Annotated in this window: 13 protein-coding genes; 12 read left to right on the top strand and 1 reads right to left on the bottom strand. The window is 55.1% G+C overall.

Features of this window, described 5'->3' with window-relative positions:
- Nucleotides 1-461: 461 nt before the first annotated feature.
- From ACFQ03_RS05530 to cysC, 12 genes are all read left to right on the top strand, one after another.
- Entirely contained in the window at nucleotides 462-1,496 is a 1,035-nt protein-coding gene (locus ACFQ03_RS05530) for a sulfate ABC transporter substrate-binding protein (protein ID WP_150959790.1), read from the top strand.
- Nucleotides 1,497-1,605: 109 nt separating this feature from the next.
- A complete protein-coding gene (gene cysT / locus ACFQ03_RS05525) occupies nucleotides 1,606-2,433 on the top strand; it encodes a sulfate ABC transporter permease subunit CysT (RefSeq protein ID WP_144932870.1) in 828 nt (275 codons plus the stop codon).
- Nucleotides 2,434-2,482: 49 nt separating this feature from the next.
- Nucleotides 2,483-3,376 carry a sulfate ABC transporter permease subunit CysW gene (gene cysW, locus ACFQ03_RS05520; RefSeq protein WP_379286638.1) on the top strand — a complete coding sequence of 298 codons (894 nt, stop codon included), beginning with the start codon at nucleotides 2,483-2,485 and terminating at the stop codon, nucleotides 3,374-3,376.
- Nucleotides 3,366-4,424: a sulfate/molybdate ABC transporter ATP-binding protein gene (locus tag ACFQ03_RS05515; RefSeq protein WP_144932874.1), complete on the top strand. Its 1,059-nt coding sequence runs from the start codon at nucleotides 3,366-3,368 to the stop codon at nucleotides 4,422-4,424. Before cysW ends, ACFQ03_RS05515 begins: the two co-directional genes overlap by 11 nt.
- A 434-nt stretch (nucleotides 4,425-4,858) precedes the next feature.
- On the top strand, nucleotides 4,859-5,506 hold the full coding sequence (locus tag ACFQ03_RS05510; RefSeq protein WP_379286636.1) for a precorrin-2 dehydrogenase/sirohydrochlorin ferrochelatase family protein: 648 nt from the start codon (nucleotides 4,859-4,861) through the stop codon (nucleotides 5,504-5,506).
- Nucleotide 5,507: 1 nt separating this feature from the next.
- Nucleotides 5,508-6,287 carry a sirohydrochlorin chelatase gene (locus tag ACFQ03_RS05505; protein WP_144932878.1) on the top strand — a complete coding sequence of 260 codons (780 nt, stop codon included), beginning with the start codon at nucleotides 5,508-5,510 and terminating at the stop codon, nucleotides 6,285-6,287.
- 210 nt (nucleotides 6,288-6,497) lie between these two features.
- Entirely contained in the window at nucleotides 6,498-8,066 is a 1,569-nt protein-coding gene (locus ACFQ03_RS05500; protein ID WP_379286644.1) for a nitrite/sulfite reductase, read from the top strand.
- Nucleotides 8,067-8,154: 88 nt separating this feature from the next.
- Nucleotides 8,155-8,394 carry a DUF3906 family protein gene (locus ACFQ03_RS05495; RefSeq protein WP_150959750.1) on the top strand — a complete coding sequence of 80 codons (240 nt, stop codon included), beginning with the start codon at nucleotides 8,155-8,157 and terminating at the stop codon, nucleotides 8,392-8,394.
- Between the two features lie 103 nt (nucleotides 8,395-8,497).
- Nucleotides 8,498-10,045 carry a uroporphyrinogen-III C-methyltransferase gene (gene cobA, locus ACFQ03_RS05490; RefSeq protein ID WP_379286633.1) on the top strand — a complete coding sequence of 516 codons (1,548 nt, stop codon included), beginning with the start codon at nucleotides 8,498-8,500 and terminating at the stop codon, nucleotides 10,043-10,045.
- A 27-nt stretch (nucleotides 10,046-10,072) separates the two neighbouring features.
- On the top strand, nucleotides 10,073-10,789 hold the full coding sequence (locus ACFQ03_RS05485) for a phosphoadenylyl-sulfate reductase (protein WP_379286631.1): 717 nt from the start codon (nucleotides 10,073-10,075) through the stop codon (nucleotides 10,787-10,789).
- 67 nt (nucleotides 10,790-10,856) lie between these two features.
- Nucleotides 10,857-12,008, top strand: a complete 1,152-nt coding sequence (sat, locus tag ACFQ03_RS05480; RefSeq protein ID WP_144932888.1) for a sulfate adenylyltransferase — start codon at nucleotides 10,857-10,859, stop codon at nucleotides 12,006-12,008.
- A 77-nt stretch (nucleotides 12,009-12,085) separates the two neighbouring features.
- On the top strand, nucleotides 12,086-12,694 hold the full coding sequence (gene cysC / locus ACFQ03_RS05475; RefSeq protein WP_144932890.1) for an adenylyl-sulfate kinase: 609 nt from the start codon (nucleotides 12,086-12,088) through the stop codon (nucleotides 12,692-12,694).
- Nucleotides 12,695-13,003: 309 nt separating this feature from the next.
- On the opposite strand, the gene ACFQ03_RS05470 is transcribed toward cysC, so the two are convergent.
- Entirely contained in the window at nucleotides 13,004-13,942 is a 939-nt protein-coding gene (locus ACFQ03_RS05470) for a stalk domain-containing protein (protein WP_144932892.1), read from the bottom strand.
- Nucleotides 13,943-14,142: the final 200 nt, after the last annotated feature.

Below are 14,142 nucleotides of genomic sequence, written 5' to 3'. Positions count from 1 at the left end.
GGAGAAGCTCTTTTTCTATATCCGCTTTTTCCAATTCCTACACCCACAGAGATTTTACACTATCATAGACGATTGCCTGCTTCGGAGACAGGAGTAAATAAAAAAATTTCAAAAAAATGGATTGACATCTGTTATGGGCAATGGTAACATGCAAATATAATTCCAAGTAAATACATGGGAATAATAATTTACGGTAATCGATGAAAGTCGACCGGATCACCGGAGACACAAACCACACCTGATAAGGGGGGATTGTGTCTTTTTTTAATATAAGAAGGTATAAGTTTTCATCTATACCTGTTCTTATATTTCATCGGTAAACGCGCACGTCCTAGGGACGGCGATAGCCGTTTATCCTTGGTGCTTGTTTGTTAGAACGGGCAGAGATAGATGAACAAAACTACGGAAGAGGAGAGAACCCAAAATTGAAACTGCAAAGCAAAGGGCTGCTGATTGCAATCATGGCCATACTGCTGGCCCTGACCGCCGCATGCTCAAGCGGCCGGTCGGATTCTTCTGTGTCGGCTTCGGGAAAGGGGCCTGCGAATTCCTCCGGGAACAAGCCGGCGGTTGAGCTGCTGAATGTATCCTATGATCCAACCCGGGAGCTGTATGAACAGTTCAACCGGTCTTTCCAGGAGCTTTGGCTGGAGCAAACCGGTCAGACGGTGACCATCAAGCAATCCCATGGGGGCTCCGGAAAGCAGGGGAGATCCGTCATTGACGGCCTTAAAGCCGATGTCGTCACGCTTGCGCTGGCCTACGATATCGAAGAGATTCAGGCTGCGGGATTGATTTCGGAAGGCTGGCAGCAGCGGCTGGAAGCCAACAGCTCGCCTTATACGTCAACTATCGTTTTCCTGGTGCGCAGCGGCAATCCGAAGGACATTAAGGATTGGGACGATTTGATCAAGCCGGGGATTTCCGTCATTACACCGAATCCGAAAACGTCGGGGGGCGCCAGATGGAACTATTTGGCCGCTTGGGGCTATGCCGTCAAAAAATTCAACGGTGAGGAAGACAAGGTGAAAGAGTTTATCGGTGCCCTGTTCAAAAATGTTCCTGTCCTCGACTCCGGAGCGCGCGGCGCAACGACGACCTTCGTGGAGCGGGAAATCGGGGATGTGCTGATCGCCTGGGAGAATGAAGCTTTCCTGGCCATTCATGAACTCGGCAAGGATAAATTCGAAATCGTCATTCCCTCCATCAGTATTTTGGCGGAACCGCCGGTGGCCGTCGTAGACAAGGTGGTGGATCAAAAAGGTACCCGGGAGGTCGCCGAAGCCTATTTGAAATACCTGTATTCCGAAGAGGGGCAAAGAATAGCGGCGGAGAATTACTATCGTCCGCGTTCGGAGGAAGTCGCCAAACAATTTGAGGAGCAGTTTCCGAAGCTGGAGCTGTTAACCGTGGATGAAGATTTTGGCGGGTGGCAGAACGCGCAGCAGGTACATTTTGCGGATAACGGCACTTTCGATCAAATTTATGGTCCTTGACCTTGACGAGGAAAGAGACGCATCCGCCGATCGGTGCGATCGGAACTATATAAAGAGAAGGCTTAAGGGATGGTCTACAGCCATCCAAAGCATATTGGAGTGACTCCGGGTGAGAAGAAAAGAAAATCGTTTGCCGGGCTTCGGTTTATCGATGGGCTTCACTTTGTTTTATTTGGGTATTGTCGTGCTGCTGCCTTTATCGGCGATCTTTCTGCAAACATTCGAAATCAGTTGGGAACGGTTCTGGGAAATCGTGCTCGCCCCCCGCGTGCTCGCTTCCTTTCGGGTCACCTTCGTGACGGCTTTGCTCGCGGCACTGGTTAATGCCGTATTCGGGCTGCTGGTGGCCTGGGTTCTGGTCCGTTACTCCTTCCCGGGCAAAAAGCTGATCGACGGCATGGTGGATTTGCCGTTTGCCCTTCCGACCGCCGTTGCCGGGATCTCGCTAACCGCGATCTATGCGGAGAACGGATGGGGGGGAAGCCTGCTCAAGCATGTCGGAATTCAGGCCGCATTCACTCCGCTTGGCATTACGATTGCGCTAGTTTTTATCGGATTGCCCTTCGTCGTCCGGACGGTTCAGCCGGTGCTGCAGGAGCTGGAGAAGGAAGTGGAGGAAGCTGCCGTATCTCTGGGTGCCTTCCGTTGGAGGACCTTCCGCAGTGTCCTTCTTCCTCCGCTGCTGCCCGCGTTACTGACCGGTTTCGCCCTGGCCTTCGCCCGGGGAATCGGTGAATACGGCTCGGTCGTGTTTATTTCCGGCAATATGCCGATGAAGACGGAGATCGCTCCGCTATTGATCATGACGAAGCTGGAGCAGTACGACTACGCGGGAGCAACGGCTGTAGCGCTGGTCATGCTGGTAATCTCCTTCGTGCTGCTGCTGCTGATCAACTTCATGCAGTGGAGGCTAAGCCGGCGAATGCTTCGGAGTTAAGACATCGGCGTCATTTTAAATTAGTGGGAGGGGGGAGAGAAGTAATGGGGTGACGACAGCTTCAGCCCGGACACCTGCGGCCGCCCGGCCGCAGCATATTACGGAAGCACGCAGCGTACAGTGGCTGCTCATCGGCTTGGCGCTATTCTTTCTTGGGGTCGTGCTGGTGCTTCCCCTGATTTCTGTATTTACACAGGCTCTGAAAAAAGGGATCGAGGCCTATCTGGCCGCCGTGATCGATCCGGATGCGCTGGCGGCCATTCGCCTGACATTGATAACCGCCCTGATCGCCGTGCCTTTAAATACGCTCTTCGGTATCGCGGCTGCCTGGGCGGTGACGAAATACCGCTTTCGCGGCAAGCAAGCGCTGGTTACCCTGATCGATCTGCCGTTTGCCATATCACCGGTCATCTCGGGGCTGATCTTCGTCCTGTTATTCGGCTCCAGGGGGCTCTTCAGTCCTTATCTGGAGGGAATGAATCTGCAAATCATTTATGCTCTGCCGGGAATTGTGCTGGCCACGCTATTCGTTACATTTCCGTTCGTTGCCCGGGAGCTGATTCCTCTGATGCAGGCCCAGGGTACGCTCGAGGAAGAGGCGGCGATGACGCTGGGAGCCAGAGGCTGGCAAATTTTCAAACGGGTAACCTTGCCGAATATCAAATGGGGGCTGCTGTATGGAATGATTCTGTGCAACGCTCGCGCCATGGGGGAGTTCGGCGCCGTTTCCGTCGTATCCGGGCATATCCGTGGACAGACCAATACGCTGCCGCTTCATGTAGAAATATTGTACAACGAATACCAATTTTCCGCTTCATTCGCCGCCGCTTCTCTGCTTATGCTGCTGGCGCTGCTTACTTTGGCCGCCAAAAGCTGGGTGGAATGGAAGCACGGCCGCGAGCGGGAAGCACAGGGAAAGGAGGATAGCGTACATGCAGATTGAAGTCGAGGGGCTTAGAAAGCATTACGGCGATTTCGCGGCCTGCACGGAGGTAAGCTTCCGCATCGGCCAAGGCAATCTGATCGGATTGTTGGGGCCGAGCGGAGGAGGCAAGACGACGATTTTGCGTCTGCTCGCTGGCCTGGAGGTGCCCGATGCGGGGGAGATCCGTTTCGACGGCCGGCGGATTAACGAGGTCCCCCCGCAGAAGCGCGGGATCGGATTCGTTTTTCAAAATTATGCGTTGTTCAGGCATATGACCGTTTACGATAATATCGCCTTCGGCCTGAGCATTCGGAAGGCTGGAAAGGCCGATATTCGCCGCCGGGTAGAACAATTGCTGGCGTTAACCGGCCTGCAGGGGCTGGAGCGCCGTTATCCGCACGAGCTGTCCGGCGGACAGCGGCAGCGGGTCGCCTTCGCCCGAGCCCTGGCACCCGAGCCCCGGCTGCTGCTGCTGGATGAGCCATTCGCCGCCATTGACGCCAAGGTGCGCAAGGAGCTTCGCTCGTGGCTGAAGGAAATGATAAGCCGGGTCGGGGTGACGACGATTTTCGTCACCCACGATCAGGACGAAGCGGTGGAGGTGGCCGACGAAATCATTATTATCCATCAAGGAAGGCTGGAGCAGATCGGCACACCGATGGAGATTTACAACCGTCCGGCAAGCCCGTTCGTAGCGAAGTTTATCGGGGAATCCAGCCTGATCGGAAATCCGTCGGCCTTCCGAAGCTTCGCCGGCATAGCGGAGGGGGCGCAGGCGATCGTTCGCCCCGAATTTATCGAAGTCGGAAGCGAACGGGAGCTGTCTACCCCATCAGCCGCTGAACCGGGTGTCGTCAAGCAGTTATTTTTCCGCGGCAGCAGCTGGCTCGTGGAAGTAGAGGCGGGGGGCCAGACGCTGTTCGCCTACCGTTCCCTGGAATCCGCTCCTCTAACCGCGGGACAGGAGGTGCTGGTGCTGATACACCGGCTGTATCTGTATGCCGGCGGGCAGATGCAGACGATTGAGAACCAGGGCAAATACGATCCGATGCCTGTGCATATTTAGGAATCCGCGAGGTGATGGTGACGGGAAACTTCGTATATCTGGAACGGACACTGCCATAAGGGGGGATAGCAATTTCCTTAAAAGCTGGAGGACTACTTACCATGCACGATGCAACGCCTGCCGGGAAAGATGCGCGATGGGAAACCCTCTATAATGCTAACGTTGAGAGGATGTAAGGTGAACTGACAAATCACGCGCAAAAGTACATGTCTTTGAGACCACTTTAGTTAAAATGAGCCAAAGACATGCGAAAGTGCAGTTAAATTCGGCCATTTCGCTGATTTTCGGATTTTTCCGGCGATTGACCTACAGTTTTGCTCGTATTCTGCTATATTTGGCAGATACTACCAAATTGACATGCACTTTTGCTTGTCTTTGGGCGATGCTTTCCGGTTGGGACGGCACCAGAATGATGGATTCAAGGGGGGGACGCAATGAGAAGCTATCCAATGTTCGCTGACCTTCGGGGAAAGCAATGCGTCGTTGTCGGCGGCGGGCGGGTCGCAGAGCGGAAAGTCGCTTCACTGCTGGCTAGCGGCGCCCGCGTCAGGGTGATCAGCCCCTCGTGTACGGAGCGGCTGCGCGAGCTGGGGGCTCATGGGGAGATCGAGCTTACAGCAAGAAGCTTCGAGCCCGCGGATATTAATGACGCACTGCTGGTCCTGGCGGCTACGGACGATGCCGCGACGAACTTGCTCGTCAGCCGGTCGGCCGGTCCGCATCAATGGGTCAACGTGGCCGACCGCCCGGACCTCTGCAGCTTTACCGTTCCGGCGGTGGTGGAACGCGGGGCGCTCCGGATAGCCGTCGGAACGGAGGGCCGGTGTCCCGGGTTCGCCAGGAAGATGAGGGAATGGCTGCAGGGCATCATCGGCCCCGAATATGGGGAGCATCTGAATTTTGTGGCCGCATGGAGAACCCGGGCCCGGACCCTGATGCTCTCCCCGGATTCCCGGCGGGAGCTGATGGATCGTCTGCTGGACGACGCTTTGCTCGAGCTGACCCGCAGGGGGGACCTGGCGGCCAGAGATCGGGAGGCTGAGCGGTTCGCCGCCGGACTTCTCGGCAGGAAGGAGGGATGATTTGAAGAAAACAGCGGTGCTGGTCGTTGCCCACGGTTCCCCTGATCCGGGTTGGGTGGAGCTTGTCGATGAGACGGTTCGTCAGGCCGGGCTTCGGCTTCCGGTACATATTGGGTATTTGGGCGGAGTGCCGGAGCGGGGCATTGCCGCACAATTGATTCGTCTGGAACGAATCGGGATGCGTCATGTGCTGGTCGTTCCGTTATTCGTATCGGAGGGAAGCACACACCTGAACGAAATCCGATACAGCCTCGGACTGATTCCTGCTCCTGCTGTGGCCACGGATCTGCAGCGGCTGATCGTAAAGGTCCGCTTGCACTGGTGTCCTCCGCTAGAGGACGATGTCCGGATCATGCGAATCTTGGAGGAGCGGCTGCGGGAGCTGTCATCTGTCCCGGCTGGGGAGGCGCTGCTGACCGTAGGTCACGGCAGCGCGGTTCCGGGCTTTCAGGAGGCGTGGGAAAATTTGCTGCTGCGGGTGACGGAGCGGTTGAGACGGCAATTCGGTTTCAGCGCCGCCGCCTACGCGACATTAAGGCCGGATACGGTGGCCGCGCAGGCGAAAGCTCTGCTGACCTGCGGCCGTTTGCTTGTGCTTCCGCTGTTTTTGAGCGAAGGCTATTTTACAAATCGGGCCATTCCCGACAGATTAGAAGGCATTCATTATTCATATACCGGGAAGGCATATTTGCCGCACCCGCTAATAGCTGACTGGATTAGGCAAACGGTGGAGCAGGCTATGGAAACGCTATGGGGCGGGGCCGCTGTGAAAGCTCATTAAGGTGAGAATCACGACTATACTGCTAAAATGACAAATTCCCCTCGTCGGCTCCATGACTATACAAGATGAGGAAGGAAGCAAGGAACGGCAGTATAGGGAAGGTTGGGAGCGGCGAAGGGAAGCCGGCTGAATTCATATGAGACGGAGAGTGAAATAACCGTGACGGAAAAGCGGAATTGGAAGTGGGCAGACGATCCGAATTTAAACAAGATGGAGCTTACCAAGCTGGAGAAGGACGGTCTGGATGTTATCGAAACGATAATCGACAAGTACTCGAAGGAGGGCTGGCAATCGATCGAGCCGTCGGATCTGGACCGGTTCAAATGGGCGGGTATCTACCAGCAGCGGCCCAAGGACGGCCACTTCATGATGCGGGTTCGCATTCCGGGAGGAGTGCTGTCGCATGAGCAGGCGGATGCCTTGGCGGGCATTGCCGAGGACTACGGACGGGATTTGATCGATGTGACGACCCGCCAGGCTATTCAGTATCACTGGCTGACTGTAGAGAGCCTCCCGGACATCTTCGAACGGCTGGCTTCTGTCGGGTTGTCCTCTTTCGAAGCTTGCGGGGATTGTCCCCGGACCATTGTAGGCAATCCGCTGGCAGGGATCGATCCGCATGAGGTATTGGATACGAGGCCGATTGTGGCCGAGTTGGAGAAGTTTTTTCTGGGCAATCGGGATTTCTCCAACCTGCCGCGCAAATATAAAATGTCCATCTCGGCCAACGTGTACAACACGGGCCATGCGCAAATCAATGACCTGGCTTTTACCCCGGCCCGCAAGACGATTAACGGCAAGGAAGAGATCGGTTTTCACGTGTGGGTCGGAGGCGGATTGTCGACCAAGCCGCATATGGCCCGGCAGCTCGACGTCTTCTGCCTCCCGGAGGATGTTGTTCGGGTAGCCGCCGGAGTCACTACCATCTTCCGTGACTTCGGCTACCGGCATAAGCGGACTCACGCCCGCCTGAAGTATCTCGTCGCCGATTGGGGGCCGGAGAAGTTCTGCGAGGAATTGGTACGGGTCACCGGCGAGCTGCAGAGCCGTGGGGAGGATTTAATCCGGGGCTGGAATGCCGGATATTTCTACGGGATTCATGAGCAGAAGCAGAAGGGGCTGTATTACGCCGGACTGTCCGTTCCCGTCGGAAGAATGAATGCGGCGGAGATGCGTGAGCTGGCCCGTCTGGCTCGCGAATACGGGGACGGGACCATCGGAACGTGCAATTCGCAGAACGTCCTGATCCGCCAGATTCCGGCCGACAAGGTGGAAGCCTTCAAGGAGGAGTCTCTCATTGTCAACCGTTTCCGGTTAACGCCCAATACGTTCGTCGGCTATGCGGTCTCTTGCACAGGGATCGAGTACTGCAATCTCGCCGTCGTCGAGACGAAGGAAAGAATGAGAGCGCTCGCTGAGTATTTGGACGAAACGGTGGAATTGGATACGCCGCTCCGCATCCATATGGTCGGCTGCCCTAATTCCTGCGGGCAGCATCAGATTGCCGATATCGGACTGCAAGGGGCGCTGGTGAGAACACCGGATGGCATGGTGGACGCCTTTGATGTCCATGTTGGCGGTACGTTGGAAGGGGAAGCGCGGTTTAACCGCAAGCTCAAGATCAGGGTGGATGTGAACCGGTTGGGCCCTTTCCTGGCACAGTTGATAGGCGCCTATAAGGAAGAACGGCTCGAAGGGGAGACCTATTGGCAGTATGTGGAGCGAGTCGGGATCGAGACGATTCAGAGCCAGGCCGACAGTATTTTGACACCTGCTTGACGGAGCTTCGGAAAGTTTCTTGGACGATTACGATTCGTTGGAAAACTGCATCATCATATTTACGATACCTAAAAAGGAGGCATGGCTGATGCCGGAACAGCACACCGAGCCCTATTTGTATAAACTGGAAGCCATCTTGTCCCGGGAAAGGTTAATGACCGTCGTCGTCGTCTCATCCTCGGACGAGAAGGCTTTCACCTATGCGGAAAATCAACTGCTGCGGCACACGGTCGAACCGCCGGAAATCCGGTCGCTCGGAATTGTCGAGAAGAAGCCTCTCGGCCGAGACGGGGTCGGCTACTCGATTGAAACGCTGCAGTTCGATTAATCAAACTACCAGAGACATGGGGCGCTTGCTGCTTAAATCCACTCGGGAGCCTGAGGCGGCTAAGCGGTGCAAAGTGAAGAAGCCATGGGAAAGGAGCCGGAGCATGAAGGCCGGGAAAGTATACTTTATCGGAGCGGGACCGGGGGATCCCGGCTTGATTCCGTTAAAAGGGATCAAAGCGTTGGAGGAAGCCCAGGTGGTCGTCTATGACCGGTTGGCGTCCCCCCAATTGTTGGCCTATGTGAAGCAGGGCGCCCGCTTCGTGTTTTGCGGCAAGGAAGCGGGAAAGCATTCGATGGCACAAGAGGAAATTAACGAAATCCTCGTCCGTGAAGCTCTGCGCGGGAAAAAGGTAGCCAGGTTGAAGGGCGGGGATCCGAGCATCTACGGCCGGGTGGGAGAAGAGGCGGAGGCTTGCGCCAGACATGGGATTCCGTTCGAAATTGTCCCCGGCGTCACTTCCGGCATCGCAGCGGCTTCTTATGCCGGTATTCCGCTCACCCACCGCGAATGGAGCTCGAATACGGCCTTCGTCACCGGGCATCGCTGCGCGGGCAATGAGGGGAAGGAGACGAATTGGCAGGCAGCCTCCGGCTTCGACACCCTCGTGGTCTATATGGGGGTGAAGAATTTGCCGTATATTCGGCAGCGGCTGATTGAATGCGGCAAGCCCCCGGCCACCCCGGCAGCGCTGGTCCGGTGGGGAACGACCGGCGATCAGCGTACGCTCGCCGGCACCCTTGATAATATCGCCTCCAAGGCGCAGGAGGCGAACTTCGAGGCGCCGGCGATCCTGATCATCGGTGAGGTGGTCCGGCTTAGGGAAACTCTTGGCTGGTACGAACAAAAGCCGTTATTCGGCCGCAAAGTGCTGTTGTTTCAATCCGAACCTGCTACTCGGGGGGACGGCCGGCTTCTCGAGCAATGGGGCGCCGAGACGGCGGAGGTTCCGGTCCTTCCGGAACCCGCATTGGAAGCGGAACGAGTACTCCAGGCTGCGGAGTCCAGCGATTGGATCGTGTTTGCGGATGTATGGGAGGTGCAGTTTTTCTTCCAAGCCTTGCATGCGGCGGGAAGGGATATCCGCAACATAAATACCCGTATGGCGGCACTCAACGAAGGAGCGGCGGCGGAGCTCGCCCGAAGAGCGATAACGGTTGAATATGACTTTTCTGCGGATTACGCAGCCGGATCGGGAGTGCGGCCCGGGGTGCTTGGGAGCCGGATCGGCCTGCAGGAAGGAGCCCGCATGCTGCTGTTATCGCCCGATTACACCGGAATTAACGCCCCCTATTCGGAAGATGGGGTTTGCTGGCTATTGGCCGGCATGTCCCGGCAGAAGATTCGGGCTACCGCTTATCTGGCGGAGCTGTTCCGGGAGCGCGGCTTCGATACGCTCTGGATTGGCGATGTCCGTGCTATGTACGCTCTTCAGGAATTGGCAAACCGAGAGCCGGAGCTGGCTTCCAGGCTGCTGTGCATTCCCGAATTCATATGTGTAGGCGAGGGAACGGCGGCCGTAGCCGGAGCTTATGGCTGGAAGGTGACCCGGACTATTCGTGAAGGGGAATCGTTTGTCATAGATGCCGTGGAATGGCTGAATGAGAGCCGCATGGAAGGAAGCGCACTGCATCAGGAATTCGCCGGTTAAGGCGGAACGACGCGAGGAGGGAAACTTATGCCCGGTAACCAGTGGTTGTACGAAACACTGACAGAGGAACAGTATCGCGGTATCAATTCAGAACTGGAAAAATTAGATTCGCTGGAGGTCATCAAATGGGCTTACGGCCATTATGCCGACGAGCTCGTCTATGCCTGCAGCTTCGGTGCGGAAGCGATCGTGCTGATTGATCTCATCAGCAAAGTGCGCAAGGATGCCAAGGTGATTTTTATCGATACCCATGTCCATTTCAAGGAGACCTACGAGCTCATCGTCCGTGTTCAGGAGCGGTATCCGGCTTTGCGAATCGAATTCATCGAGCCGGATCTGACGTTGAGCGGGCAGGCGGCCGTCTATGGGGATAAATTGTGGGAGAGCGACCCTAACCTGTGCTGCCGGATGCGTAAAGTGGAGCCGTTGGCACGGGCGCTGAGTGGGCAGGCGGCCTGGATGTCCGGGCTGCGCAGGGAACAATCTCCGACAAGGGCCCATGTTCAATATGTGAATCGGGACGATAAGTTTCGCTCGATCAAAATCTGCCCGTTGATCCACTGGACGTGGGACGATATATGGGAGTACATCCATACTTACGATTTGACCTATAACGAGCTGCATGATCGCGGTTACCCGAGCATCGGATGCGAAACCTGCACGCTTCCGGTGTCCGGAATCGGCAGCTCCAGAGCCGGAAGATGGGCGGGCAGCGGGAAGACCGAATGCGGTCTTCATCAATGACGAACTCTTCAAACGGCCGATTCTGCGATGACTACAATCTTTTGGAATACGAAGGGGATGGAGCCAAATGAGTATCAATACCCCCCATGGCGGGGAACTGATCCACCGGATAGATGCCGACGCGCAATATGTATCACTGACGCAGGAAATAGAGCTGGATAATATCGCTTTATCGGATCTGGAACTAATCGCCATCGGGGCGTACAGCCCGCTGACCGGTTTCATGGGAAGAGAAGATTACTTGTCCGTCGTGCAGAATATGCGGCTGGCCGGCGGCCAAGTCTGGAGCCTGCCGATCACGCTGCCCGTAACGGTGGAGACAGCCCGGCAGCTAAAGCAGGGCGAGCGGGTGAAATTAGTTCAGAACGGGATTGTCTATGGAGTAATGGAGGTAGAGGAAATCTTCGTTCCGGACAAAAGGCTGGAGGCAGAGCAGGTCTACCGGACCTCCGATCAGGCCCATCCGGGGGTCAGAAATTTGTTCTCCCGTCCCGATGTGTATATCGGCGGGCCGGTGACACTGGTTAGAAGGCCGAAGAAGGGTGCCTTCGCCGATTATTATCTTGATCCCTCGGCAACGAGAAGCTTGTTTGAAGAGCGGGGGTGGAAGACGGTCGTCGGTTTTCAGACCCGCAATCCGGTTCACCGGGCGCATGAATATATTCAAAAATCGGCGCTGGAAATCGTAGACGGCCTGTTTCTGAATCCGCTGGTCGGCGAGACGAAGGCAGACGATATTCCTGCGGATGTCCGAATGGAGAGCTATCGGGTGCTGCTGGAAGCCTATTACCCGAAGGATCGCGTGTTTCTGGCTGTATTCCCGGCCGCCATGCGTTACGCGGGGCCGCGGGAGGCTGTTTTTCATGCGCTGGTCCGCAAAAATTACGGCTGCACCCACTTTATCGTCGGCCGTGATCATGCCGGTGTCGGAAATTATTATGGAACCTATGAGGCGCAGCAAATCTTCAGGCGGTTTTCCGGGGAGGAATTGGGAATCACGTTGTTGTTCTTCGAAAACAGCTTCTTCTGTACAAAATGCGGAAATATGGCCTCGACCAAAACTTGCCCGCATCCGTCCGAGGATCGGGTTGCACTGTCCGGAACAAAGGTAAGAGAAATGCTGAGCCGAGGGGAGGCGCCGCCGCCGGAGTTCAGCCGCAAGGAAGTGGTAGAGGTATTGATTCGCGGAATGCGGACGGAAGCTGCCGTCAAGAAGTAGAGAGATGTGAAGAGGTTGCAAGGGCTGACTGATTCTAGAGCTTGACGCAGAAATAGAAAAGGATGGAGGAATGGAGCATGTCGAATTCATCGGCCGCGGAAAATATTGTCTGGCATGCGGCATCTGTTACCAAACCCGATCGGCATCGCTTGAACCGGCACAAAAGCTGCGTGTTATGGTTTACCGGCTTGTCCGGTTCAGGCAAATCTACGCTGGCCAATGCGGTGCAAACCAAGCTGCATGAATTGGAAAAGCGCTCCTACGTGCTGGACGGGGACAACATCCGCCATGGCTTAAGCAAAGGTCTCGGCTTCAGCGCCGAAGACCGCAGGGAGAACATTCGCAGAATTGGCGAAGTCGCCAAACTGTTCGTCGATGCCGGAATCATTACGCTGACGGCCTTCATTTCTCCTTATCGCGAGGACCGGAATCTGGCGCGCGGGCTGCTTGAGCCGGGAGAATTTATCGAGATCTACGTCAAGTGCCCGTTGGAGGAATGTGAACGGCGCGATCCCAAAGGGCTGTATCAAAAAGCAAGAAACGGGGAAATTTCCGAATTTACCGGAATCTCCTCCCCCTACGAGGAGCCTTTGGCACCGGACATCGTCATTGACAGCTCCCGGAAATCGGTGGAAGAATCGGTTGAATTGGTGATTTCCTACTTATATGATTCATCCTTGATTTAGCTAAACGCCACTCCTACATCAAGCTGAAAAAATACAATTCGGACCTGATTATCCCATTGGTCGGCCGGGGCTTCTATATTTTTCCTCGAAGGAATATGCGGCCCATTGTGTCGAATTTGTCTGTAAAACTGCGTCAAGTCTTGGGGTTGTCTCATAAATCGAATTACGATTTTCCAAATCCCGCCTAGAGAGTTAATTTGGGCTGCAAAAAAAAGGACCCGTTCCCACTCCATAGTGGGATTTGAGGTCCTTTTTACTTCATTGTTGGGATGTTCCCGTCTTATGCAAACAATTCCGGGGCAGCACCGTCTATTGCTGCCCGGTCTCCGTCACGTAATCCTCAACGATATCTTCGGCCCGGATCGTTCCGATAAAGAACCAATCCATGTACAGATCACCGAATTTTTCATAAAACCAGTCGCTGCTGTATCGGCTGAAGCTTCCGAACAGGTCATAGAGGTCGCCAACGGTATTGTACCTCTTGTTTCCGGAATCATCGACCCATTCCACGACCTGGTTCAGGTCAACCTCTCTGATTTCATGCATTTGCGTATAGAGAATAGTGCCGTTAATTCTGTAGTAGATTTCTACAAGGTCCTCATATTCATGGCCCTTTAGCAATTGCCAGCCTTCCATCTCGCCGGTAGCCGGTTCGTGGGACAGGGGACGCTTCGCATCCGGATACCACTCCTTATAGGTCTCGAACGGAACTTCGCCTTGGGGTACAGTGCCGATATACGCAGTAGAGGTTGGCCCGTAAAAATGAACGTCCATCTCCATAATTTCGGCCACAGCTCTGATGGGGGCATAGGTCGTCCCATTGTACAGAATGTTGCTCGTTTCTACCGGAATTCCATGAACCTGGATGGCAATATCATTGAATACGGCTTCGATCGTGTCAAATCTCTTGTCCTCCAGCACGACCTCTTCTTCGGAGGCGGCGGCCGCCTGCGCTTCTGCGGCATCAATGACTTCATCCGGTACTTCTCCGGCCGGAAGCATTCCAATATAAGCGGTTCTAGTTTTGTCATAATAGATGACGTCCCAGCCCAGCATCTCGGCCAGATTTCGAACCGGAACATAAGTCGTGCCCTCATACAGCAAGTTGTTGCTGACAGAGGTGACCCCGTTCACCTTGACCTGGATTTGGTTGAATCCAACCTCAATTTTCTCGGGCTCCGCGGCCGAAGCATAGCCGGGCAGGAGCAGCAGGAAAGCCATCATTAGTGCGATCAAACTCTTTCTCATGGGCGGTCTTCTCTCCTTGATAGTAAGTAGTTTACCAGATTATGGCATCTTTTTAGTTCCGAAGCATCAATAAAATGAGACTTAAGGTGCAGAAATTTGTCCGACACATCGATTAAGATTGCAGCTCGCCAAACTTATTTCTGCAAATGAAGGCCGCAGGCTGGCAGATCATGGTACAATAGATAACGCGATATATTAGG

Origin of the sequence: Paenibacillus residui (assembly GCF_042677205.1) — a bacterium.
Lineage (GTDB): Bacteria > Bacillota > Bacilli > Paenibacillales > NBRC-103111 > Paenibacillus_L > Paenibacillus_L residui.
Note: the sequence above shows the minus strand (reverse complement) of the source record. Positions and strands in the feature narration are given on the sequence as shown.

Excerpts from the sequence above, each read along its gene's own strand:
- ACFQ03_RS05530 (WP_150959790.1), top strand. The coding sequence starts at position 462 with ATGGCCATACTGCTGGCCCTGACCGCCGCATGCTCAAGCGGCCGGTCG.
- ACFQ03_RS05515 (WP_144932874.1), top strand. The coding sequence starts at position 3,366 with ATGCAGATTGAAGTCGAGGGGCTTAGAAAGCATTACGGCGATTTCGCG.
- ACFQ03_RS05510 (WP_379286636.1), top strand. The coding sequence starts at position 4,859 with ATGAGAAGCTATCCAATGTTCGCTGACCTTCGGGGAAAGCAATGCGTC.
- ACFQ03_RS05500 (WP_379286644.1), top strand. The coding sequence starts at position 6,498 with ATGGAGCTTACCAAGCTGGAGAAGGACGGTCTGGATGTTATCGAAACG.
- ACFQ03_RS05495 (WP_150959750.1), top strand. The coding sequence starts at position 8,155 with ATGCCGGAACAGCACACCGAGCCCTATTTGTATAAACTGGAAGCCATC.
- cobA (WP_379286633.1), top strand. The coding sequence starts at position 8,498 with ATGAAGGCCGGGAAAGTATACTTTATCGGAGCGGGACCGGGGGATCCC.
- ACFQ03_RS05485 (WP_379286631.1), top strand. The coding sequence starts at position 10,073 with ATGCCCGGTAACCAGTGGTTGTACGAAACACTGACAGAGGAACAGTAT.
- sat (WP_144932888.1), top strand. The coding sequence starts at position 10,857 with ATGAGTATCAATACCCCCCATGGCGGGGAACTGATCCACCGGATAGAT.
- cysC (WP_144932890.1), top strand. The coding sequence starts at position 12,086 with ATGTCGAATTCATCGGCCGCGGAAAATATTGTCTGGCATGCGGCATCT.
- ACFQ03_RS05470 (WP_144932892.1), bottom strand. The coding sequence starts at position 13,942 with ATGAGAAAGAGTTTGATCGCACTAATGATGGCTTTCCTGCTGCTCCTG.